This window comes from Rhizobium viscosum, assembly GCF_014873945.1.
In the GTDB taxonomy this organism is placed as follows: Bacteria; Pseudomonadota; Alphaproteobacteria; order Rhizobiales; family Rhizobiaceae; genus Rhizobium; species Rhizobium viscosum.
The window spans coordinates 2,133,803-2,154,161 of record NZ_JADBEC010000002.1; the positions used below are offsets into that span (position 1 = coordinate 2,133,803).

Consider the following 20,359-nt stretch of genomic DNA (forward strand, 5'->3'; position numbering starts at 1 on the left):
TGCAGGAGTTTCTGATGCATCTCGGTTTTTCCCTTACACCTTTCGGCCATCATCCCGCAGCCTGGCGCGATGCCGGAACGCTCGAACATCTCGGTTTTGATGCGCTGCTTTCCCAGGCTGTCAAAGCGGAGGAGGCCGGTTTCGATTTCGTCCTGCTTTCGGACCGGCTCGGTACCAGGCCGATCGATGACCTCTCGCCCGTCGCCACGCCCTTCGAGCCGACGACACTGGTCGCAGCCCTTGCGACCCGGGCGCGCCGGATCGGCTTCCTGGCAGCTGCCGCAACCAGCCAGCATGAGCCCTATAATCTCGCCCGGCGCTTCGCCTCGCTGGACCAGATCAGCGGTGGACGGACAGGCTGGGTAGCCTTTCCCGTATCCGGCGAATTCGAACGCGGCCAGGAATATCTCGGCCTTGTAAGCGCGCTTTGGGACAGCTGGGAAGACGATGCCTTCATCTACGACAAGGCTGAAGGCCGTTTCTTCGAGCCAGCCAAGATGCATGTTCTCAACCACAGGGGCGAGCACTTTGCAGTGCGCGGTCCGCTCAACATCAATCGCTCACCGCAGGGCAGACCGATCATCGCCCAGCTTCTGAGTGGAGATAACAAAGCGTTGGCTGCGCAAAGTGCTGAGGTCGTCCTGCTTCAAGATCGGACGCCGGAAAGTGCAAACGAGACAGCGGCCGGCTTCGTGCGCCTGCTTGAAAAGGCTGGCCGCCGACGGCAGGACGTGCGGATACTGGCCAATGTTGTGCCAGTCGTTGCCGAAACTCCCGAAGCGGCGCAGGCGGCAAGCGATGCGCTCCGGTTTGGTGAGGCCGACCGGATGAGCCAACCGCTTTCGGCGTCGCGTCTGGTGGGGACGCCGGCTGAGGTCGCCGATTCCTTACGGCGCTGGCTCGGCCTCGGGCAGATCGACGGTTTCACGATATTGCCTCCGACCGTGGCGATGGGGGACCTGTTCTTGACGGAGGTGGTTTCGGAGTTGCGCCGCCTCGGATTGATCAAGGCGAATGCAGGTAAAACTTTGCGTGATCGTCTTGGTCTTGCCCGTCCGGCTCATCCGGCGGCAGCATTGGAGCAATCACAATGAGCAGCGATCGCAAGATGAGACTTGGCGCCTTCCTGATGGCTGGCGGGCATCACATCGCGGCATGGCGACATCCGCAAGCTCATGCTCAAGCCGGTGTCGATATCGATCATTTCATCGAGCTGGCCCGCATCGCCGAGCGGGGCAAATTCGACATGCTCTTTGTCGAGGATGCTGCCGCCATCCGAGAGCGCAATCCGGAAATGGCAAGCCAGGCAGCGCGCTCGACGGCATTCGAGCCGCTGAGCCTGCTTGCAGCTCTTGCCGTCAACACCAGTCATATCGGCCTCGTGGCAACGGCGTCGACAACCTATAACGAGCCCTACGGTCTTTCCCGCACCTTCGCTTCGCTCGATCAGCTGAGCGGCGGCAGGGCAGGCTGGAACCTCGTCACCTCGGCAAGCGAACTCGAGGCGGAGAATTTTGCGAGCAGTGGCCTTCGCCCGCATTCCGAGCGCTACGAGCGGGCCGAGGAATTTGCCGATGCAGCACTCGCGCTTTGGGATGGCGTCGATGACGGAGCCTATTTTCCTGACGGCGGGGCTCAGTTTGCCGATCGTGCGAGGCTTCATCCCGTGCATCGCCGCGGTAAGCATTTCACCGTCGAAGGCCTGCTCGAAAGCCCACGCTCGGCCCAGGGCCGGCCGATCATGGTGCAGGCCGGTGCCTCCGATGTCGGCAAGGAGCTCGCCGCCCGCACGGCAGACGTCGTCTTTGCCGCCTCCCAGACGCTGGCCGAAGCCCAGGCCTATTATGCCGATGTGAAGTCGCGCCTTGCCAAGTACGGGCGCAAGCCCGACGACATCAAGATCATGCCCGGGATATCGCCGATCGTCGGCGCGACGGAAGCCGAGGCGAAGGCGAAATACCGCGTGTTGCAGGAACTCATCCCGGACGCCGTCGGTGTGGCCCTGCTTGCAAGCTACCTCAGCATCCAAGACCTCTCGGCCTATCCGCTCGACGGGCCGTTGCCGGACATGCCGCAGACCAACCTGATCCAGAGCCGCCAGCAGCTGATCATTGATCTCGGCAAGCGCGAAAACCTGTCGATCCGCGAACTTGCCCGCCATTTCGCCGGCGCGCGCGGCCATTGGCAGGTCGCAGGAACACCGGCGCAGATCGCCGATGCGATGGAAGAACGCTTCAGCGAAGGCGCCGCCGACGGCTTCAATGTTATGGCCCCGCTCTTCCCCTCGGGGCTTGAGGAATTCGTGGCCCATGTCGTGCCGGAACTGCGTCGCCGCGGCCTTTTCCGTGAAGACTACGAGGGCCGCACGCTTCGCCAGAACCTCGGCCTCGGCGCGCTGATCAAACGATAAACGAGATGACAATGGATCCGATCTATATCGACTATCTGAATGCCTTCGACATCGAGGCGCTCGACCTGACCAATGATGAAATCCTGGTGGCGATCGAAACTTCGCTCGCCGCCCAGGGCAGGGGCCAGACGGTGATCGAGCCGCGCGTCCATCTCGAGCCGGATGCGAGCTTTCACGGCCATTTCAACGTGTTGCGTGGCTATGTGGCGCCGCTCGGCCTTGCCGGTGTGAAAGTGGTCGGTGACTATGTCGACAACTACAAGCTCGGTTATCCTTCCGAATTCGGCGTGCTCAACCTCTTCGACCCGCGCACCGGCGTGCCGAAGGCGATCCTTGATGCAACCGTCATCACCGACATGCGCACCGGCGCCGTCACCGCGCTCGGCGCCCGGCATCTCGCCCGAAAGGGTTCGAAGGTCCTCGGTCATATCGGCGCGCGCGGCACGGCTTACTGGAATGTCCGCCTGCTTGATCATCTCTTCGATTTCGACGAGATCCGCGTGCATTCGCGTCGGCCCGAAAGCCGCGATGCCTTCGGCGCCAAGCTGGAGGCCGATCTCGGCAAGAAGATCACCGTGGTCGACAATTGGCGCGACTGCGTGGAGGGGGCAGATATCGTAGTCGAGGCATCACGCCTATCGCAGCCCGAGCCTCTCCTGAAGACGGAGTGGATCAAGAAGGGCGCCTTCGTCGTGCCTTATGGCACGATGAGCGCCGTGGAACTGTCGCTGACCGACATCATGGCCAAGCTCGTCGTCGACGATTGGGGTCAGTGCAAGACCGGCAAATTCGGCTCGCTGCGCGCCCATGTCGAGACCGGCCGGCTTTCCGAGCAGACGTTGCATGCCGAACTGGGGCAGGTCGTCGCCGGTCTGAAGCCGGGCCGCGAGAGTGAGGACGAGACTATCCTGCTGTGGCATCGCGGCTTGTCGCTCAGCGACATTGCTCTTGGCCACGCGCTGCTTTCCAAGGCGCGCTCGACCGGTATCGGCCAGAGGCTGCGTTTCGCATGACCGGGATCCTGCTGACCGGCTCCGGCATCACCATTGCCGATATAGAGGCGATCGCCCGTCGCGATGCCACCGTCGATGTTTCCGACGCGGTCCGTGACCAGTTGATTGCCGCGCGACGCATCCTGGAAGGTGCCGCAGCTTCCGGCCAGCAGATCTACGGCATGAACACCGGGCTCGGCGCCAATCTGAAGACGGCGGTGACCGGTGATTTCGAGGCCTTTCAACTGCAACTGATACGCGGCCGCGGCATGGCGGTCGGCGAAGCACTGCCGCGCGATGCGACCCGTGCGGTGATCGCTGCCAGGCTCTCGATGCTGGCAGTCGGAGGATCCGGCATTTCACTGCCCGTGTTCGAGGCGTTGCTTGCCATGCTGAACGCCGGTGTTCATCCGGTCATGCCCTCGATTGGTTCGATCGGTGCGGGTGATCTCGTGTTGCTCTCTGCCATGGCCCGCGCCCTGATCGGCGAAGGGAAAGCCGAGTATCGCGGCATCGTCTACCCGGCGATTGAAGCGCTTGAGCTTGCGGACCTTGCGCCAGCAAACCTGCAACCGAAGGACGGGATATCGCTTCTCAATGCTTCAGCCGTGTCTGCCGGCCGTGGCGCGCTCGTCCTGTACGATGCCAAAGAGTTGCTCGATGCCCAGCGCCGGGCGGCTGCCTTGAGCTTCGAGGGCCTTGCCGGCAATCCGCTCATTCTGTCGCCGGCCATCCAACGCGCCCGTCCGGCAGCGGGCCAGGCAGATGAGGCCAACCGGTTGCTGCAGATGCTTGAGGGCTCGACGCTTTTCGAGGCGAACGCCGCAATCCAGGATCCGCTTAGCTTGCGTTGCCTTGCACCCATCCACGGCGCCCTTGCCGATGCGCTCTTGAGGGCGGTCGAAGCCGTCGAGATCGAGCTCAACGCCGCAGCCGATAATCCCGTCGTTCTCTTGGAAAAGCAACAGGTGCTGTCATCAGGCAATTTTCAGACGCCCGCACTTTCGCTTGCCTTCGAGACGCTGGGCCTTGCGATCGCTCAGGCGGCTGCGGCATCGGCCGCGCGCTTCATTCAGCTGACGGGCTCGGGTCGCAATGGCCTGCCGCGCTATCTGTCGCCGATTGGCGGTCCATCGGCCGGGTTCGTGCCGATGCAGAAGACGGTCGCGGCGTTGATGGCCGATATCAGGCACAAGGCCAATCCTGTCATGCTCGACTTCCTTGCGGTATCTGAAGGCGTCGAGGATCATGCAACGCAATCCTCCCTTGCCGTGCGCAAACTCGGCGAGATGCTGGAACTGTGGCGCGTGCTCATCGGCTGCGAAATGCTCGCAGCCGCTCAGGCGGTCGACCAGCGCCCCGGACACCGTTGCGGCGTGGGCACGGCAGGAACCCATGCGTTCGTTCGAGGCATCGTACCGGTCATGACGGAGGATCGTTCGCTCGGCGAAGATGTGGCCGTCCTTGCTTCCCGCCTGCTCGACGAGCACTACGGCGGGTGAAAAGCATGCGTCTCGCCAGTCTTGCAATGTACGTCACGCCGCAACCGCTTGCGGATGCAACAGCTGAACTCTGGTCGTTCCTGCGGTACTCTCTTGTGCAGGCCGGGCTTTCGGATCCGCCGGAAAACCTCGATACGACGATCCCTTACGACGAGGCCTGGCTGCATGAGGACCTGCTCTTTTCCCAGACCTGTGGTTATCCCTATGTGAAGCGATTGCGCGGCAGGGTGCGCCTCGTGGCAACACCAGTCTATACCCACCCCGGCTGCGACGGACCGTTGATGCGCAGCTTCATTGTTGTGCGCCGCGCTTCCACCTTCGTTTCGCTGCAGGACCTGCACGGTGCGACAGCCGCGATCAATAGTCCCGACAGCAATTCCGGGGCAAATCTGCTTCGCGCCGCGGTCGCTCCTCTTGCCCGCAATGGCCGCTTCTTCGGTGGCACGGTCGAGACCGGCAGCCATGGCGGCAGTATTGATGCTGTGTCGAGTGGGCAGGCGGATTGCGCTGCAATCGACTGCATCACCTTTGCCAATCTCCTGCGTTTTACGCCTGCTCGCGTCGAAGGCATCCGCGTCCTTGCCGAGACACCCGCAACGCCTGGCCTGCCCTTCATTACAGGGGCAAGGGTTTCAGATGCGGATGTGGCACTGCTGCGCGAAGCGCTCGTCGCTGCAATCGCAGCACCATCGCTTTCCGGTGCACGCGATATTCTCGGTCTTGTCGATGTCGCGATGCTCACAGATGCCGACTACGAACCGATCCTGTCTCTTGCCCGAGGTGCGCTTGATACCGGCTACAGGGACTGGGTCGATTGAAGCCTCCAGAGGCGCCAATTCATAAGATCATTCTCGCTTCCGCCTTTAGCGATGCAAAATACTCTGCGGCCGACACGCGCGATCTGCTCTTTTCCTGGATCTCATCTGCTGACGGGACGAGCACTTTTTTCCGGCTCGATATCCGGCGTGCCTGCTGCCAGCGTCTGGCCGTGAAATTCCTTGAGCAGGGATACAACGTCATCGATCTCATGCGCCACACGCGGAGCGTCCCAACCGAGCGCTTTTGCGGCGATGCCGGCGATGTCCGTCAAACCTGCGTAGGTCAAATGACCTTCGATCGCGATCGTCGTGCGCCGCAAGACGATATCGGAGAGATGGACCACAAGCTCGTTGCGCGCGATCCAGTCGATCTCGCGAAAACTGTAGTGCGCGGCACCCGATAGCCGTTGCTCGTCGGAATGATTGGAAGGGAACATCGCTACCGCCTCGGCCGTCGTTCCATAGCGGTTCAGAAGTTGCTCCGCGCGCGCGGCCGTGATTCCTGCCGCTGGGGCGATCCTGTCGATAAAGTCCCGTCGCGCCCGCGCATCGGCTGGGAAAGCCTTTCCGCCGCCGATCGCAAGATAGCGGGTCGATTGCTTGCGCGAACGCCCGAGCCGGGTCAGGACTGTGTCGGCAACCTCCTCGGCAAAACCGCGAAATGTCGTCCACTTGCCGCCGACCAGCGACATGATGGCAAAAGACCGCTTGCCATCCGCTTCGATGACCGGTGCCGAATGGTCTCGGCTGATCAGGCCGGGTGCTGTTCCGTCGGAGGCAGGAAGCGGCCGGATACCGCTATAGGTGTAGACGATCTGGTCGCGATCGAAGCGCAGCGTCGGCAGCAGGGATCTGAGGCTCTGCAGGAAGTAATCGATCTCGGGTTCCTCGCAGCGCACGGTGTCGGGATCCCGGCTCGGGATATCCGTCGAGCCGACGAGCGCAAGCCCGAGATAGCCGTAGACCAGGCAGATACGGCCGTCATCGGCTTCGAAATAGATCATATGACCGTTGAGACTGCGCACCAGTTCGGGATGATCGATCAGGATGTGCGAGCCCTTGGTGCCGCCGATCAGCCGCGAAGGCGCGCCGAGCGCTGCGTTGACATGATCGATCCACGGGCCTGCGGCGTTCACGACGAGCTTCGGCCGCACCATGAATTCAGTACCATCCTCCCGTTGAAAACTCAGGCGGCCTTCCGAGCAGGCCGTCAGCGTCACGAAATTTGCTGCGGCACATTGCGGGTTCGCTTCCAGCCCATCCTTGACGAGTTCGTAGACGAGACGTTCCGGCCGGCTGATTTTTGCGTCGTAGTAGATGCCGCCGGCGACAATCGCCGGCGTCACATGCGGCATTTCCCGTCTGGCCCTGTTTTTCAGGATCAGCCGGTGGCGTGGCATCACGCGATCGCGTGAGCCGAAAAAATCGTAAAGGGAAAGCCCGATCTTGATGAGCACGGCGCCGCGGCTGCGCGGCGCCGTCTTGGAGCCGGCCAATGTCCGCAACGCGGCCCAGATGCCGCGCGTCCAGGAGAAGACCGGAATGAATGTCGGGAGCGGTTCGACGCAATGCGGCGCATTTTTCAAAAGCAGATTGCGCTCCAGAGTGGATTGGGCAACCAGGCCGAACTCCCCGGTTTCCAGATATTTCAATCCGCCGTGGATGAGGCGGGATGGCGCTGCGCTGGTCCCGGAACCGAAGTCCGATTTGTCGACGATCATGCAATTGATGCCCTGAGCCGCGAGATCGCGAAACAGACCGGCGCCATTGATGCCTGCTCCAAGGATCACGACGTCGACATCGTGCTCGCGAATATCCGGGCTGCGCCCAAGCGTGTCGGGGGTCATGGTACTGCCGTCCTAAACTGCGGCCGCTGCCGCACTGTCCCGCGCAAGGCCGGCGATCTTCGGCCAAAGCGGCGTCATTGTTTCTGCAATTTCGAGGAAAAGCCGGTAGCGCTTTTCATAATCGGCGCTGCGGGCGGCGTCCGGCTCGCAGGTCTTGCCTTGCTTGTCCGTTTTTGGAGCTCTCTGTGGGTCCGGGTAAAGACCTGCGGCTGCGCCGGCACAGATGGCGGCGCCCCAGGCCGCGGCCTCATCGGTGCCGGTCACTGTCACCGGCATCGCAAGCACATCGGCAAACATCTGCGCGACTGCGGGATTGCGTGACACGCCGCCGGCAAGCCGTGCTTCCTTGAAGGCGAAACCGTCGCGCAGCGCGTCGACATGGATGCGATGGTTGAATGCGATGCCCTCCATGACGGCCCGCAGCATGTCGCCGCGATCATGCCAGCCGCCGAGCCCGAAGAAGCTTGCGCTTGCCGATGCGCCGTAGGGCGAGCCGAAGAGATAGGGATGGAAAAGCACGGGCGATGGCCGGTCAAAAGCCGCGTCGATCTCGGATGCCAGCAAAGCGTGAATGGACGTGCCCTTGGCTTCGCAGTCTGTCCATTCGCGGCCGCAGAGTTTTTCGATGAACCATTCGTAGTTCGCGCTCGATGCAGGCGAAATCGACATGCTGTTCCAGACGCCCGGCGCAATTCCATTGCGGCAGAACCAGCGTCGATCGACGCGGGGTTCGAAAGACTGCGTCTCGTTGATCGAATAGGTGCCGGCAATGACGGCGACGACACCATCGGCATAACCACCCGCACCGAGTGCCGAAGCGGTCACGTCATGCAATCCGGCAGCCACGGGCGTGCCTTCCACGAGGCCGGTCAAGTGCGCTGCGTCGGCTGTTATTCGTCCAACGATTTCATCCGAGCGCGAGGCTGGCGGTAAAGTTCTGGCAAGCGCCTGCAGACCGAAGAGGCGCAGGGCGTCCTCGCTATAGTCTTGTGTCCTGACATCGGTGAATGAGGTACTAGCTTCGGTGCGATCGGTACCAACGGTGCCGGTGAAGCAAAATCGGAGCCAGTCCTTGCAGCTCATGATATGGCCGATACGTGCAAACCGTTCCGGCTCATGGTCCCGGATCCAGGCGAGCAGCGCCGAGGGGGCGGAGACGTGCGGCACCTGACCTGTGAGAGCGATCGCCTCGTCGGCAACCTTGTTGTCGGTCCATCGATCGATGATATCGCCCGCCCGGCTGTCCAGCGATACGATGCCGCTGCCAAGCGGCTCCCGGGCCTCATCCAGCACATAAACGCCGTCGCCATGCGCCGTCGCCGCCACGGCCTGGATATCGCTTGCCGGACGGCCGCTGAGGGCGACCGCCTCGCGGATCGCCTCGGCCGTTGCGGTCCACAATTCGTGCATATCCCGTTCTACGAAACGTGGCCTCGGGATGAGCTGGGTAACGCGGCGCCGGGCGACGGCGATCGGCGTGCCGTCGATATCGAAAATGACGGCCTTCGTGACGGTCAGTCCACTATCGATCCCGAGAAGGCTCGGCATGCACATTCACCTTTCTATAGCGGCCGGGCGGTCCGGTCACATGCGTCCGCTGCCGGTCCTGGCAACGACGACGTTGATATCCCTGGACCGCATCCGGTCGATGTGAACAGGGAGGGTCTTGTCGTCGACGATGACGACGTCGAATTCATCAAGCGCCGCGAAGCTGTGGAGCGCGCGCCGTTCGAATTTGGTGTGATCGGCAAGCAGGATACGTTTGACGGAACAGTCGAACATGGCGCGCTTGGTATCGACGGTTTCGGGCGACTGATGCAGCACGATGCCCTCGTTGATGGCCGACATGGAAATGAATGCGATATCCGCCCGCAAACCTCTGATCTCGTTGATCGTCATGCGTCCCATGAAGGCATTGCACCAGTTGTAATACTGGCCGCCAAGCGCCAGAAGGGTAACGTCGTGCATGCCGGTCAGCGCATTCATCAATGTCAGCGAATTGGTGATGGCGGTGATCGGCACTTTCGAGGAGAGATGCGACGCCATCTGCAGGACAGTGGTCGAGTCGTCGAAAAAGATGGCCTGTCCCGGTTCGACGAACTGCATGGCAGCCTCGGCGATCACTTTCTTTTCCGCCGACTGTTTGCTCGAACGGTAGACATCGCTGGATTCAATAAGATTGGTGGCCGCCGCCGTAACGATACCGCGTGTTTTCCGGAAGATCCCGCGGCTTACGAGTTCGTCCACATCGCGATGCGCCGTCATCAGGCTTATGCCGAAGCGATCTGTCAGATCTTCGATGCGCATCGAACCTTCGCTCATCACGGCCTCCGCGATCATGCGCCGGCGCGCGACCTGGCGCGTCTGGCGGCTGTCGCTGGTCAGCTGGTCCAACAGCTCATCGCCCTGATTGGTCTTCTGTGTCACGGGTCACCCTTGTCGCTGAATTCCATATCCCAGCTTCGTATAGTGATTGCCATGTCAAGGCAAAGAAGGCGAAAGCGGCTTGATGCGGTTGAAAGGGGCATGGAGGGCGCCCGGCCGGACGCCCTCCTTCTTGATTACTGGGCCAGAACGAACGGGCCGGTGTACTTGTCGATATTGTCCTTGGTAATAAGCAGGCAATCGAACAGCTGCTTTTCACTCTTGGCACCGGTGCTGCCCGTCTTGATGACGTTGTCAGCCTGCTTGACGGCCTCTTCGGAGAAGACGGCGACGGGCTGAAGGACGGTGTATTGCAATTCGCCCGCCTTGATCGCGGCGACCGCATCCGGCGAACCGTCGAAGCCACCGACCTTCACGTTGGCGAGCTTGCCAGCTTCCTTCAGGGCGGCGATCGCACCGAGAGCCATTTCGTCATTGCCGGAGATCACGCCGATGATGTCGGGATTGGCCTGCAATATGGACTGCATCTTGTTGTGGCCCTGGGTGCGGTCCCAATTGGCGACTTCCTGGGCGACCTTCTTAAGGTCGGGATACTGGGTCAGAACGGTCTCGTATCCGTTAGAGCGGGTGGCGGCGTTGTTGTCGGACGGCGCGCCGAAAAGCTCGGCATATTTGCCCTTGTCGCCGACTGCTTCGACCCATTGCTGCGCGCCGATCGCGGCACCCTGGGCATTGTTTGAAACGAGCTGTGCCTTGGCAAGGCCTTCCTGGTTGATCTCAGCATTGACGAGAATGACGGGGATCCCTGCAGCAACCGCCTTCTTCACCGCTCCGACCGAGCCGTCGGCATTGGCCGGGTCGAGGATGATGGCGACCGACTTGTTGGTGATGGCGGTGTCGATCAGGTTGCTTTCGGTGTTGGTGTCGCCCTTGTGCGCGCTGACCGTTGCCGTGTAGCCGAGCTTTTCGGCTGTTGCCTTGGCGACATTGCCTTCCGTCAGCCAGTAGGGGTTGGACGGATCATTGACGATGATCGTCATCTGGCCTGCCGCCCAGGCGGAGCTGACGAAGATCGGGGCGACAGCCGCGGCTGCCAGAAGAATGCGCATGCCTTTCTTAAACATAGTCTCTCTCCCATTTGTGAGTTCAGGTGCTGCCGGAAACCGGCGGTGCTTTCCGCATCGGCTTTTTGGAAATCCAATTGCCGTCGCGGATAAGTTCTGCTTTTGACGTCAGGACGATTTTGTCCGGCGTCCGTATTGGATGCTGTTCATGAGGACGGCGAGGACGATGACCGCGCCGGTAAAGACAGTTTGCCAGTAGGCCGAGACGCCGATGATCACGAGGCCGTCCGACAGGAAGCCGATCACGAAGGCGCCGAGCATCGTGCCGCGAACGGTGCCGCGCCCGCCGGTCAGGGCCGCTCCCCCGATGACGACGGCTGCGATCGCCGTCAATTCGTAGGTCGTGCCGGCGGTCGGGCCGGCGGAGGTCAGCTGCGACGACAGGACCAGACCGGCAATTGCCGCGCAGACGCCCGAAAGCACGTAGACGATGACCTTGACGCGCTTGACCGGCACGCCCGAGAGATCGGCGGCGCGTTCGTTGCCGCCAGAGGCGTAAAGCCAGCGGCCGAACGCCGTTCGGCTGAGGACGATGCCGCAGATGATCGCAAGCACGGCGAGCACGATGACACCGATCGGAATGCCCGCGAGGCGGTTGAAGCCGAGCCAGTCGAAACCGGTATTGCCGAGTTCGGGGCGGCCGCCGAGATTGTTGTAGGTCAGGCCATTGGTCATCAGCAGCGCGACGCCCCGGGCGACATAGAGCACGCCGAGCGAGGCGACGAAGGCGGGTACCTTCAGATAGGCAACCAGCACGCCGTTGACCGCGCCGACGACGGCACCGAGGGTGCAGGTGATAATCACGACAGCCCAGACCGGCGGATAGAGAATGACGCCGAAGGCGTTCAGCGTCACACCCTGCATCAGAAAGCCGGCAATGCAACCCGCAAGCCCGAGCGTCGAGCCGACCGAAAGATCGATACCGCCATTCAGGATCACTAGAAGCATGCCGATCGCCAGGATGCCGAAGATCGCGACATGCGAGGCCATGGTCAGGAAGTTGCTCAGGCTGAAGTAATAGGGTGACAGGAACGAGAAGACCGCGATGATGACGATCAGCGCGAAGAAGGCGCGGCCTTCAAGGATCAGGCGCACGAGGTTGATGTTGCGCTTTTGCCCGTTGGGAACTGTCTTCTTTTCGGCGATATCAGTGACTGACATGATCAGTGCTCCATAATTCCGGGCTAGTGCGCGACCACGGCTTCGCCGGAGGCGGCCATGATCTTTTCCTTGGTTACGTCAGCACCGAATTCAGCCGAGATGCGGCCGCGATGCATGACGATGATACGGTGCGCGATGCTCAGGCATTCGTTGACTTCGGACGTCGAGTAGATGACGGCGAGACCCTGCCGGGCGCGTTCAGCCAGCAGCTTGAAGACTTCCGCCTTGGCGCCGATGTCGATGCCGCGGCTCGGCTCGTCGAGAAGAATGACCTTCGGGTCGGTCGCCAACATCTTGCCGATGACCACCTTTTGTTGATTGCCGCCCGACAGCGAACCGATGGCCGCCTCTCCGCCATCGGTCTTGACGCGGACTTTGCGAATGGAGGCATCGACAAGCTCGCGCTCGCGACGGCCGGATGTGAACAGCCCCTTGGTGAAGGCGCCGATGCTGGCGAGCGAGAGGTTGGAGCCGACCGTCATCGTCTGGACGAGGCCGTCGCGTTGGCGATCCTCCGGCACCAGCACAAGGCCGCTTGCGATGCGTCCGGCAATGCTCAGATGCCCGACATCCTGGCCTTCAAGCCTCACGGCGCCGCCGCTGGCGCGCAGCCGTCCGGCCACGCATTCCAGAAGCTCGGTGCGGCCGGCGCCCATCAGACCGTAGATGCAGACGACCTCTCCGGCGCGCACATCCAGCGACAGGCGGTCGACGGAATTGAAGGCTGATCCCGAGGGACCTGGAACAGTGAGATTGTCGATCGAAAGTGCAGGTTTACCGAACTGATAGCCGTCAGGTGGGCTGCCGAGATCGAAGTTATCGCCCACCATGTTTCGCACGATCCATTCGAGATCGATGTCCTTGCGTTGCGCATAGGCGGTCATGGTGCCATCGCGCAGCACGACGGCGTGGTTGGTGATCTGCAGCGCTTCCTCGAGATGATGCGAGATATAGACGATCGACACGCCGCGATTGGTCAGGTCGTGGATAACCTTGAAAAGCACCTCGACTTCGGTGGCGCTCAGCGCCGAAGTCGGCTCGTCCATGATCAGGATACGCGAATTGACGGATAGCGCCCGGGCTATTTCGACGATCTGCTGCTGGCCGAGACGAAGATCCTCCACCTTGGTCAGCGGATCGATCTCCTCTTCCAGTTCCTCCATCAAGAGGCGCGTCTGGCGTTCTTCTTCCGCGAAGTCGACCACGCCGCTCTTGATGATCTCACGGCCCATGAAGATGTTGTCGCGCACGCTGAGATTGGGCGCGAGGCTGAGCTCCTGGTGAATGATCGAGATGCCGCATTCGCGCGCGTGCGTCGAAGAGTTGAAGCTGATCGGCGCACCGTCGAGAATGATCTCACCCGACGTCGGCTGGACGACGCCCGAAAGGATTTTCATCAGCGTCGATTTGCCCGCGCCGTTCTCACCAAAAAGCGTGGTGACCTGACCGCGACGGATATCGAAATTGACGCCCTTGAGGGCATGCACGCTACCGTAGGATTTGGCGATGTTGCGGGCGGCTAGGACGACCTCGCCAAGGCCTCTTGATGTGGCGATTGGCTGGCTCATTTGACGTTGACCTCGACCGGGGTTACGAGCCAGTTTTTCGGGTTGATGAGTTTGAAGACGCCGACAACGGTTGCCGTCTTGCCATCGAGCTGATCCGGATCAAGGCCGGCGAATACGGCTTTCTTCATCTCGTTGTTGATGGCCGAGCCGGCGTCCTGATACTGGATCTGATTGGTGAACTGGCCGAATTGGATCGTGCCTGTGGCATCGCGGAGGTCCGTGCCATTGACCGCAGGGCCGGTCTGGACACGGACCACCGTCTCGGGGGGAAGGCCGTCGATCTTCATTTCGTTGGTATTGGATTTGCGTTCACCGAAAGTGCCGGTCAGTGTCACCGGGATGACCGGGCCTGTACTCGTGGCAATGCCGTATTTCTCGCCCGCCGCCTTCTTGTCGGCGGCGATCGCCGTCGCCAGGTCAATCGCAGCCACCGCTCGCTTCTCGACATCCGCCTGGATTTTCGGGAACTGCTCCGCGCCAAAGGTTTCCGGAGAAAATGCCTGCTGCCTAACGTCTTCTTCCGAGCCGATCTTCACAACCGTGGTATCGAGCGCGATGGCGCCGATGACCACGATTGCCGCAACGGCGGTGACGATGATCTTCAAGTTGCCTTTGGCTGACGCGGAGGCTGCGTGGGCGGGCTGAGTATTCATTGCTGGCGACCTCTGCGGCTGGTCGGATTTACGTCGAAGGGGAGGAAGTTGGCGAAGCCTATGGCTGCGTCATCGAAGACGACACGCTCCGAGAATCGCACGAATATTCGGGAGCCTGTCTCGCCGGTCGCTGCCTGTGGCGTGATGATAGCCGGAAAAATTGTGCATCCGAACCTCCTACGTGTCGGGACAGGCGCTTGTCTCCTCCAATCGCCCGGACCGCAAACCCCTCATCAGCAATGCCTGTATGATAGGTAAATGGTATTTATGTCAAAAATCATGTTATCAAATTATTCGTCTGTCAACAGGCGTTTTGTGAACTGACGCCGATAGCATAACATTAAAAGCGTGATCAGCGTACGTTAAAAGGATCTTCTCTCCGGGCTTCAGTTCGATTGCGAAGGCACCTAGCCAGCGGAACTGTTAATATATGTACTTGATATAAAAGGATAAATTGTTCAGGCATCTATGCCTGCACTGTGGCGCCAGTGTCACGGATAGTCGAGGCAGCCCTCAATGCTCATCGAACGGATTGCTATTATTTTATCTGAAAAAAATTTCATTGCGAGAAAAAACTTACTGTACCAATGATATCTTTGTGTTATCTTTTTGATGAAGCGCGTGCACGCTTCGAAAAGTATCGAATATCAAAGGCGGGACTGCGCCGGCTGACTTGCCTGTGAATTCGAAGTGTGATCGCCTGCAACCTTTGCTGGTTGTGCCGACCGGGAGGATGTGAGAGATGAAATCGACGCGTGTTCTACTCCTCGCGACGTTCGACGTAGTTGCCGGATAATCCGCGATGGACGTCAGCCGCCAAGTCATCATTGGTATCGATGCGGGAACCTCAGTCATCAAGGCGGTTGCCTTCGACCTTTCCGGCCGCCAGATCGCCGCAGCGTCCGTTCGCAACAAATATTCAAGCGGCAGCGATGGTTCGGCCACGCAATCGCTCGCGCAGACATGGCAGGATTGCGTCGGCGCGCTTCGCGGCCTTGGCGAGAAGGTTGAGGGTCTTGCATCGCGCACCGCATCGATCGCGGTGACGGGGCAGGGAGACGGAACATGGTTGGTCGGTTCCGGAAATCAGCCTGTCGCCGATGCCTGGCTTTGGCTCGATGCCCGCGCCGCGCCGACTGTGGTGTCACTTGCCGGTCAGGAAGCAGACAGGGCGCGTTTCGAGCAGACGGGCACGGGACTGAATACCTGCCAGCAGGGCGCGCAGCTCGCCCATATGGATCGGGTGGCGCCGGAGCTCCTGGACCGGGCGGAAACTGCGTTGCACTGCAAGGACTGGCTCTATCTCAATTTTACCGGCGTGCGGGCGACCGACCCTTCGGAGGCAAGCTTTACCTTTGGTGATTTCAGAACCCGGCAGTATTCGCCCGTTGCCATTGACGCGCTCGGGTTGACGCGCCGCCGCACGCTTCTGCCGGAGATCGTCGATGGAACCGAGATCAGCCATCCGCTGACGGCCGAAGCGGCGCAGGCCTGCGGCCTGCTGGCCGGCACGCCTGTCAGTCTTGGCTACGTCGACATGGTGATGACCGCGCTCGGCGCCGGTGTTCGCAGCGGTGGGCGCAACGCAGCCTGTTCGACGATCGGTTCGACCGGCGTGCATCTGCGCGCAAAGCCGGTGGCCAATGTCCATCTCAACCGCGAGGGCACGGGCTATGTCATCGCGCTGCCGATCCCTGATACCGTTACCCAAGTGCAGACCAATATGGGTGCGACGATCAATATCGACTGGCTGCTGGAGATGGCTGCCTACTTGATGGCGGAGGCGGGAAAACCTGCCACTCACGCAGAGCTCGTCGCCAGGATCGACCGTTGGTTTTTCGAAAGCCAGCCCGGATCGGTTGTCTATCATCCCTATATTTCCGAGGCCGGAGAGCGTGGCCCCTTCGTCAATGCCCAGGCCCGGGCAGGCTTTTCTGGTCTTTCGGTTCGCCACGGGTTTCCAGACCTCGTTCGCGCGGTTGTCGAAGGTCTGGCGCTGGCGACGCGCGATTGTTACGCGGCCATGGGCGAGATGCCGGAAGAGCTACGCGTCACCGGCGGCGCCGTGCGCTCGAGTGCGCTCCGCCGTTCGCTCACCGCCTCGCTCAAGGCGCCGATCCGCCTGTCCCTTCGCGAAGAGACTGGGGCGGCAGGTGCTGCGATGATGGCGGCTGTGGCGATCGGCGCCTACAGGACCATGGACGATTGCATCGGCGACTGGGTCACGCCACTGCTCGGCGAGGCCGAACAGCCAATCGGCGACGAAGCCGCCCGTTTCGATCTGCTTTTTTCCGCCTACGCCGATATCCGAAGGGCCATGCCCGCTGCCTGGGAGGCATTGGCCAGAGCCGCGGCGATGCCGTCCGCAAAATGAATCGCTGATACAAAAGGCATCCGAGGGAGCATGACATGACCGAACCCGAAATCCTGGATCTTTTCGTCATCGGCGGTGGCATCAACGGCGCGGGAATTGCCCGCGATGCCGCCGGGCGCGGCTTGAAAGTCGCCCTATGCGAAAAGGACGACCTGGCGCAGGGCACCTCCTCCCGCTCGGGCAAGCTCGTGCATGGCGGCCTTCGTTATCTGGAATACTACGAATTCCGACTGGTGCGGGAGGCGCTGATCGAGCGCGAGGTGCTGCTCAACGCGGCTCCGCACATCATCTGGCCGATGCGTTTCGTGCTGCCGCACAGTCCCGAGGATCGCCCCGCCTGGCTCGTCCGGCTCGGCCTCTTTCTCTACGATCATCTCGGCGGTCGCAAAAAGTTGCCCGGCACCCGCACGCTCAATCTGCTGCGCGATCCCGAAGGCACACCCATACTCGACCAATATACGCGCGGTTTCGAATATTCGGATTGCTGGGTGGATGATGCCCGCCTCGTCACCTTGAATGCGGTGAGCGCGGCTGAGAAGGGCGCCCTCGTGTTCACCCGCTCGCCGGCAGTGTCTGCGCGTCGGGAAAACGGCCAATGGACGATCACGACGAAAAGCAGCACCAGCGGCGAGATGCGGACGTTCCGCGCCAAATGTCTCGTCAATTGCGCCGGCCCGTGGGTCACCGACATCATCAACCGCGTCGCCGGCTCCAATTCCAGCCGCAATGTGCGTCTCGTCAAGGGTAGCCACATCATCGTGCCGAAGTTCTGGGCCGGCGCCAATGCCTATCTGGTTCAGAACCACGACAAGCGGGTCATCTTCATCAACCCTTACGAGGGCGACAAGGCGCTGATCGGCACGACCGATATCGCCTATGAGGGCCGGGCCGAGGATGTGGCGGCCGAAGAGGCGGAAATCGACTATCTGCTGAAGGCGGTGAACCGCTATTTCAAGGAGAAGCTGCGCCGTCAGGATGTGCTGCACAGCTTCTCCGGCGTGCGCCCGCTGTTTGATGACGGCAAGGGCAATCCTTCGGCGGTGACTCGTGACTACGTGTTCGATCTTGACGAGACGGGGGGAGCGCCGCTTCTCAATGTCTTCGGCGGCAAGATCACGACGTTCAGAGAGCTTGCCGAACGTGGCATGCAGCGCCTCAGGCACATCTTCCCGAACATGGGCGGCGACTGGACGGAAAAGGCACCGCTGCCGGGCGGGGAAATGCCTAATGCCGACTACGAGACCTTCGCCAACAGCCTGCGTGACAGCTATCCCTGGATGCCGCGCAAGCTCCTCCATCACTATGGCCGTCTTTATGGCACGTGCACGAAGAACGTGGTTGCTGGTGCTGCGGACCTGCAAGGGCTCGGCCGCCATTTCGGCGGGCAGCTCTATGAGGCGGAGGCCCGTTATCTCGCCGCCAACGAATGGGCGGAGACGGCCGAGGACATCCTCTATCGCCGCACCAAGCACTACCTGCATCTGAGCGAGGCAGAGCGGGCAGCTTTTGCCGACTGGTTTGCTTCATCCCATCTTGCCGCCGCCTGAGGAGGCCTTGATGCCGCTTTCGCTTTCGCTGAATACCAATCCGTTGGTGAACCGTTTTGCCGACCCGGACGACCTGATCGAGACGGTGGCGCGAGACCTGCGCATCCGCGACCTCCAGCTGACGCATGAATTCATCAATCCGAGCTGGCAGGCCCCGGTCATCCGCCGCCTGACCCGCCAAATGAAAGCAGCGTTGGAGCGCACCGGCGTTCGCGTTACCTCGGGCATGACCGGACCTTATGGACGGCTGAACCATTTCGGGCATCCGGATGCCGAGGTCCGCCGCTATTACGTGGATTGGTTCAAGACCTTCGCCGACATTACCGCCGATCTCGGCGGGCATTCCGTAGGCACGCAATTTGCGATCTTCACCTACAAGGATTTCGACGACGCAAGCCGGCGCGAGGAGCTGACAAGGATTGCCATCGACTGCTGGTGCGAAGTCGCAGAGCATGCCAGGGCTGCCGGTCTTTCCTACATCTTCTGGGAGCCGATGAGCATCGGCCGTGAATTCGGCGACACGATCGAATCCTGCCTTTCGCTGCAGGCACGACTGACTGCCGCCGATATGGCGGTGCCGATGTGGATGATGGCAGATATCGACCATGGCGACGTCACCTCCGCCAATCCCGACGACTACGACCCCTATGCCTGGGCGCGGGCCGTACCGAAGCTGTCGCCGATCATCCATATCAAGCAGAGCCTGATGGACAAGGGCGGCCACCGGCCGTTCACGGCGGAATTCAATGCCAAAGGGCGGATTCAACCCGCCCCGTTGCTGGAGGCTTTCGCGGCAGGCGGTGCCAATGACAACGAGATCTGTCTCGAACTTTCCTTCAAGGAACGCGAGCCGAACGATCGCGAGGTTATCGCGCAGATTGCCGAAAGCGTCGCCTTTTGGGCGCCGCATATCGACACCGGCGCTGCGGACTTGAAGATATGATCCGGCCATCTACAAAGGCTGGTTGTTGTCAGGCGGTATAGCCGTCGAAGAAATGGGAAGGATGCGGCGATGACGGATGCCGATGATACGCTAGCCGTGCGGGCCGCCTGGCTTCATTACGCCGGCGGTTTGACACAGTCCGACGTTGCCCGGCGCCTCGGCATACCCTCGGTCAAGGCGCATCGGCTCATCGCGCGGGCCGTTGCCGATGGTGTCGTCAAGGTCACGATCGACGGAGATATCGTCGAATGCGTCGAACTGGAGGCGCGGCTCGCCGAACGCTTCGGACTGCAATATTGCGAGGTGGCACCCGATCTTGGCGAAGAGGGCTTGCCGCTGCGCGCGCTCGGTCACGCGGGAGCCGGCTATCTGAAGCGCGAGATCGAACACGGTGATCACGCAGTCATTGGCCTTGGCCACGGCCGCACGCTTTCGGCTGCCGTTCAGTATATGCCGCGGATAAATGCCAAGGACATACGCTTCGTTTCCCTGCTTGGCGGTCTCACGCGAAATTATGGTGCCAATCCCTACGACGTCATGCACCGTATCGCGGAAAAGACCGGCACGCATGCCTATGTCATGCCGGTTCCCTTCTTCGCCAATACCACCGAGGACCGAGAGGTGCTGAGGGCACAGCGTGGCGTCAAGGAAGTATTCGATCTCGCCAATGACGCCGACCTGAAGCTCGTCGGCCTGGGTACGGTGGACGCCGAGGCCCAGCTGGTGCTCTCTGGCCTGGTCGAGCCAGGCGAGATCGAAGATGTCGCTGCCGCGGGCGGCGTCGGTGAAATACTCGGTCACTTTTTCAACGCAGACGGCCAAATCCTCGATACAGCACTGACCGGGCGCACCCTTTCGGCATCTTTTCCGACAACGACGAAGGAACGCCTCGTGGCCCTGGCGGGCGGACAGGCCAAGGTGGCGGCGATACGGGCGATCCTGCGCAGCCGACGCCTGCATGGGTTGATAACGGACGAACGGACCGCGCGAGCCCTTCTTGCCTGACGTCTGGTAACGAACATTTGTCACATAATA

Annotated in this window: 16 protein-coding genes; 9 read left to right on the forward strand and 7 right to left on the reverse strand. The window is 61.3% G+C overall.

Annotated features, from left to right (window positions below; genetic code table 11):
• Positions 1-14 precede the first annotated feature (14 nt).
• The 5 genes from H4W29_RS30765 to H4W29_RS30785 are packed head-to-tail and all read left to right on the forward strand — an operon-like array spanning position 15 to position 5,722.
• Positions 15-1,094, forward strand: coding sequence for an LLM class flavin-dependent oxidoreductase (locus tag H4W29_RS30765; RefSeq protein WP_192732535.1), 1,080 nt, complete (start codon positions 15-17; stop codon positions 1,092-1,094).
• Entirely contained in the window at positions 1,091-2,410 is a 1,320-nt protein-coding gene (locus tag H4W29_RS30770; protein ID WP_192732536.1) for an LLM class flavin-dependent oxidoreductase, read from the forward strand. The genes H4W29_RS30765 and H4W29_RS30770 overlap by 4 nt, the downstream gene beginning before the upstream one ends.
• Positions 2,411-2,421: 11 nt before the next feature.
• On the forward strand, positions 2,422-3,423 hold the full coding sequence (locus tag H4W29_RS30775) for an ornithine cyclodeaminase family protein (protein WP_192732537.1): 1,002 nt from the start codon (positions 2,422-2,424) through the stop codon (positions 3,421-3,423).
• Complete coding sequence (locus H4W29_RS30780; RefSeq protein ID WP_192732538.1) at positions 3,420-4,904, forward strand: HAL/PAL/TAL family ammonia-lyase; 1,485 nt, start codon at positions 3,420-3,422, stop codon at positions 4,902-4,904. Before H4W29_RS30775 ends, H4W29_RS30780 begins: the two co-directional genes overlap by 4 nt.
• Before the next feature lie 5 nt (positions 4,905-4,909).
• On the forward strand, positions 4,910-5,722 hold the full coding sequence (locus H4W29_RS30785; protein ID WP_192732539.1) for a phosphate/phosphite/phosphonate ABC transporter substrate-binding protein: 813 nt from the start codon (positions 4,910-4,912) through the stop codon (positions 5,720-5,722).
• 101 nt (positions 5,723-5,823) lie between these two features.
• Here H4W29_RS30785 and H4W29_RS30790 read toward each other — a convergent pair whose 3' ends face one another.
• From H4W29_RS30790 to H4W29_RS30820, 7 genes are all read right to left on the reverse strand, one after another.
• On the reverse strand, positions 5,824-7,569 hold the full coding sequence (locus tag H4W29_RS30790) for a glycerol-3-phosphate dehydrogenase/oxidase (RefSeq protein ID WP_192732540.1): 1,746 nt from the start codon (positions 7,567-7,569) through the stop codon (positions 5,824-5,826).
• 12 nt (positions 7,570-7,581) lie between these two features.
• A complete protein-coding gene (locus H4W29_RS30795) occupies positions 7,582-9,117 on the reverse strand; it encodes an FGGY-family carbohydrate kinase (RefSeq protein ID WP_192732541.1) in 1,536 nt (511 codons plus the stop codon).
• A 36-nt stretch (positions 9,118-9,153) separates the two neighbouring features.
• Complete coding sequence (locus H4W29_RS30800) at positions 9,154-9,996, reverse strand: DeoR/GlpR family DNA-binding transcription regulator (protein ID WP_192732542.1); 843 nt, start codon at positions 9,994-9,996, stop codon at positions 9,154-9,156.
• 134 nt (positions 9,997-10,130) lie between these two features.
• Positions 10,131-11,078: a D-ribose ABC transporter substrate-binding protein gene (locus H4W29_RS30805; protein ID WP_192732543.1), complete on the reverse strand. Its 948-nt coding sequence runs from the start codon at positions 11,076-11,078 to the stop codon at positions 10,131-10,133.
• A 108-nt stretch (positions 11,079-11,186) separates the two neighbouring features.
• Positions 11,187-12,239 (reverse strand): ABC transporter permease, encoded by a 1,053-nt coding sequence (locus H4W29_RS30810; RefSeq protein WP_192732544.1) that lies wholly within the window; start codon positions 12,237-12,239, stop codon positions 11,187-11,189.
• A 23-nt stretch (positions 12,240-12,262) separates the two neighbouring features.
• On the reverse strand, positions 12,263-13,807 hold the full coding sequence (locus tag H4W29_RS30815) for a sugar ABC transporter ATP-binding protein (RefSeq protein WP_192732545.1): 1,545 nt from the start codon (positions 13,805-13,807) through the stop codon (positions 12,263-12,265).
• On the reverse strand, positions 13,804-14,460 hold the full coding sequence (locus H4W29_RS30820; RefSeq protein WP_192732546.1) for a DUF2291 family protein: 657 nt from the start codon (positions 14,458-14,460) through the stop codon (positions 13,804-13,806). The genes H4W29_RS30815 and H4W29_RS30820 overlap by 4 nt, the downstream gene beginning before the upstream one ends.
• Before the next feature lie 802 nt (positions 14,461-15,262).
• Between H4W29_RS30820 and H4W29_RS30825 the strand changes: the two genes are divergently transcribed.
• From H4W29_RS30825 to H4W29_RS30840, 4 genes are all read left to right on the forward strand, one after another.
• The gene (locus tag H4W29_RS30825; protein ID WP_192732547.1) at positions 15,263-16,834 is read left to right on the forward strand and encodes an FGGY-family carbohydrate kinase; all 1,572 of its coding nucleotides are present in this window, start codon (positions 15,263-15,265) and stop codon (positions 16,832-16,834) included.
• Positions 16,835-16,869: 35 nt separating this feature from the next.
• Positions 16,870-18,381, forward strand: a complete 1,512-nt coding sequence (locus tag H4W29_RS30830) for a glycerol-3-phosphate dehydrogenase (RefSeq protein WP_192732548.1) — start codon at positions 16,870-16,872, stop codon at positions 18,379-18,381.
• A 10-nt stretch (positions 18,382-18,391) separates the two neighbouring features.
• Positions 18,392-19,324, forward strand: a complete 933-nt coding sequence (locus H4W29_RS30835) for a sugar phosphate isomerase/epimerase family protein (RefSeq protein ID WP_192732549.1) — start codon at positions 18,392-18,394, stop codon at positions 19,322-19,324.
• 69 nt (positions 19,325-19,393) lie between these two features.
• On the forward strand, positions 19,394-20,329 hold the full coding sequence (locus tag H4W29_RS30840) for a sugar-binding transcriptional regulator (protein ID WP_192732550.1): 936 nt from the start codon (positions 19,394-19,396) through the stop codon (positions 20,327-20,329).
• Positions 20,330-20,359 lie beyond the last annotated feature (30 nt).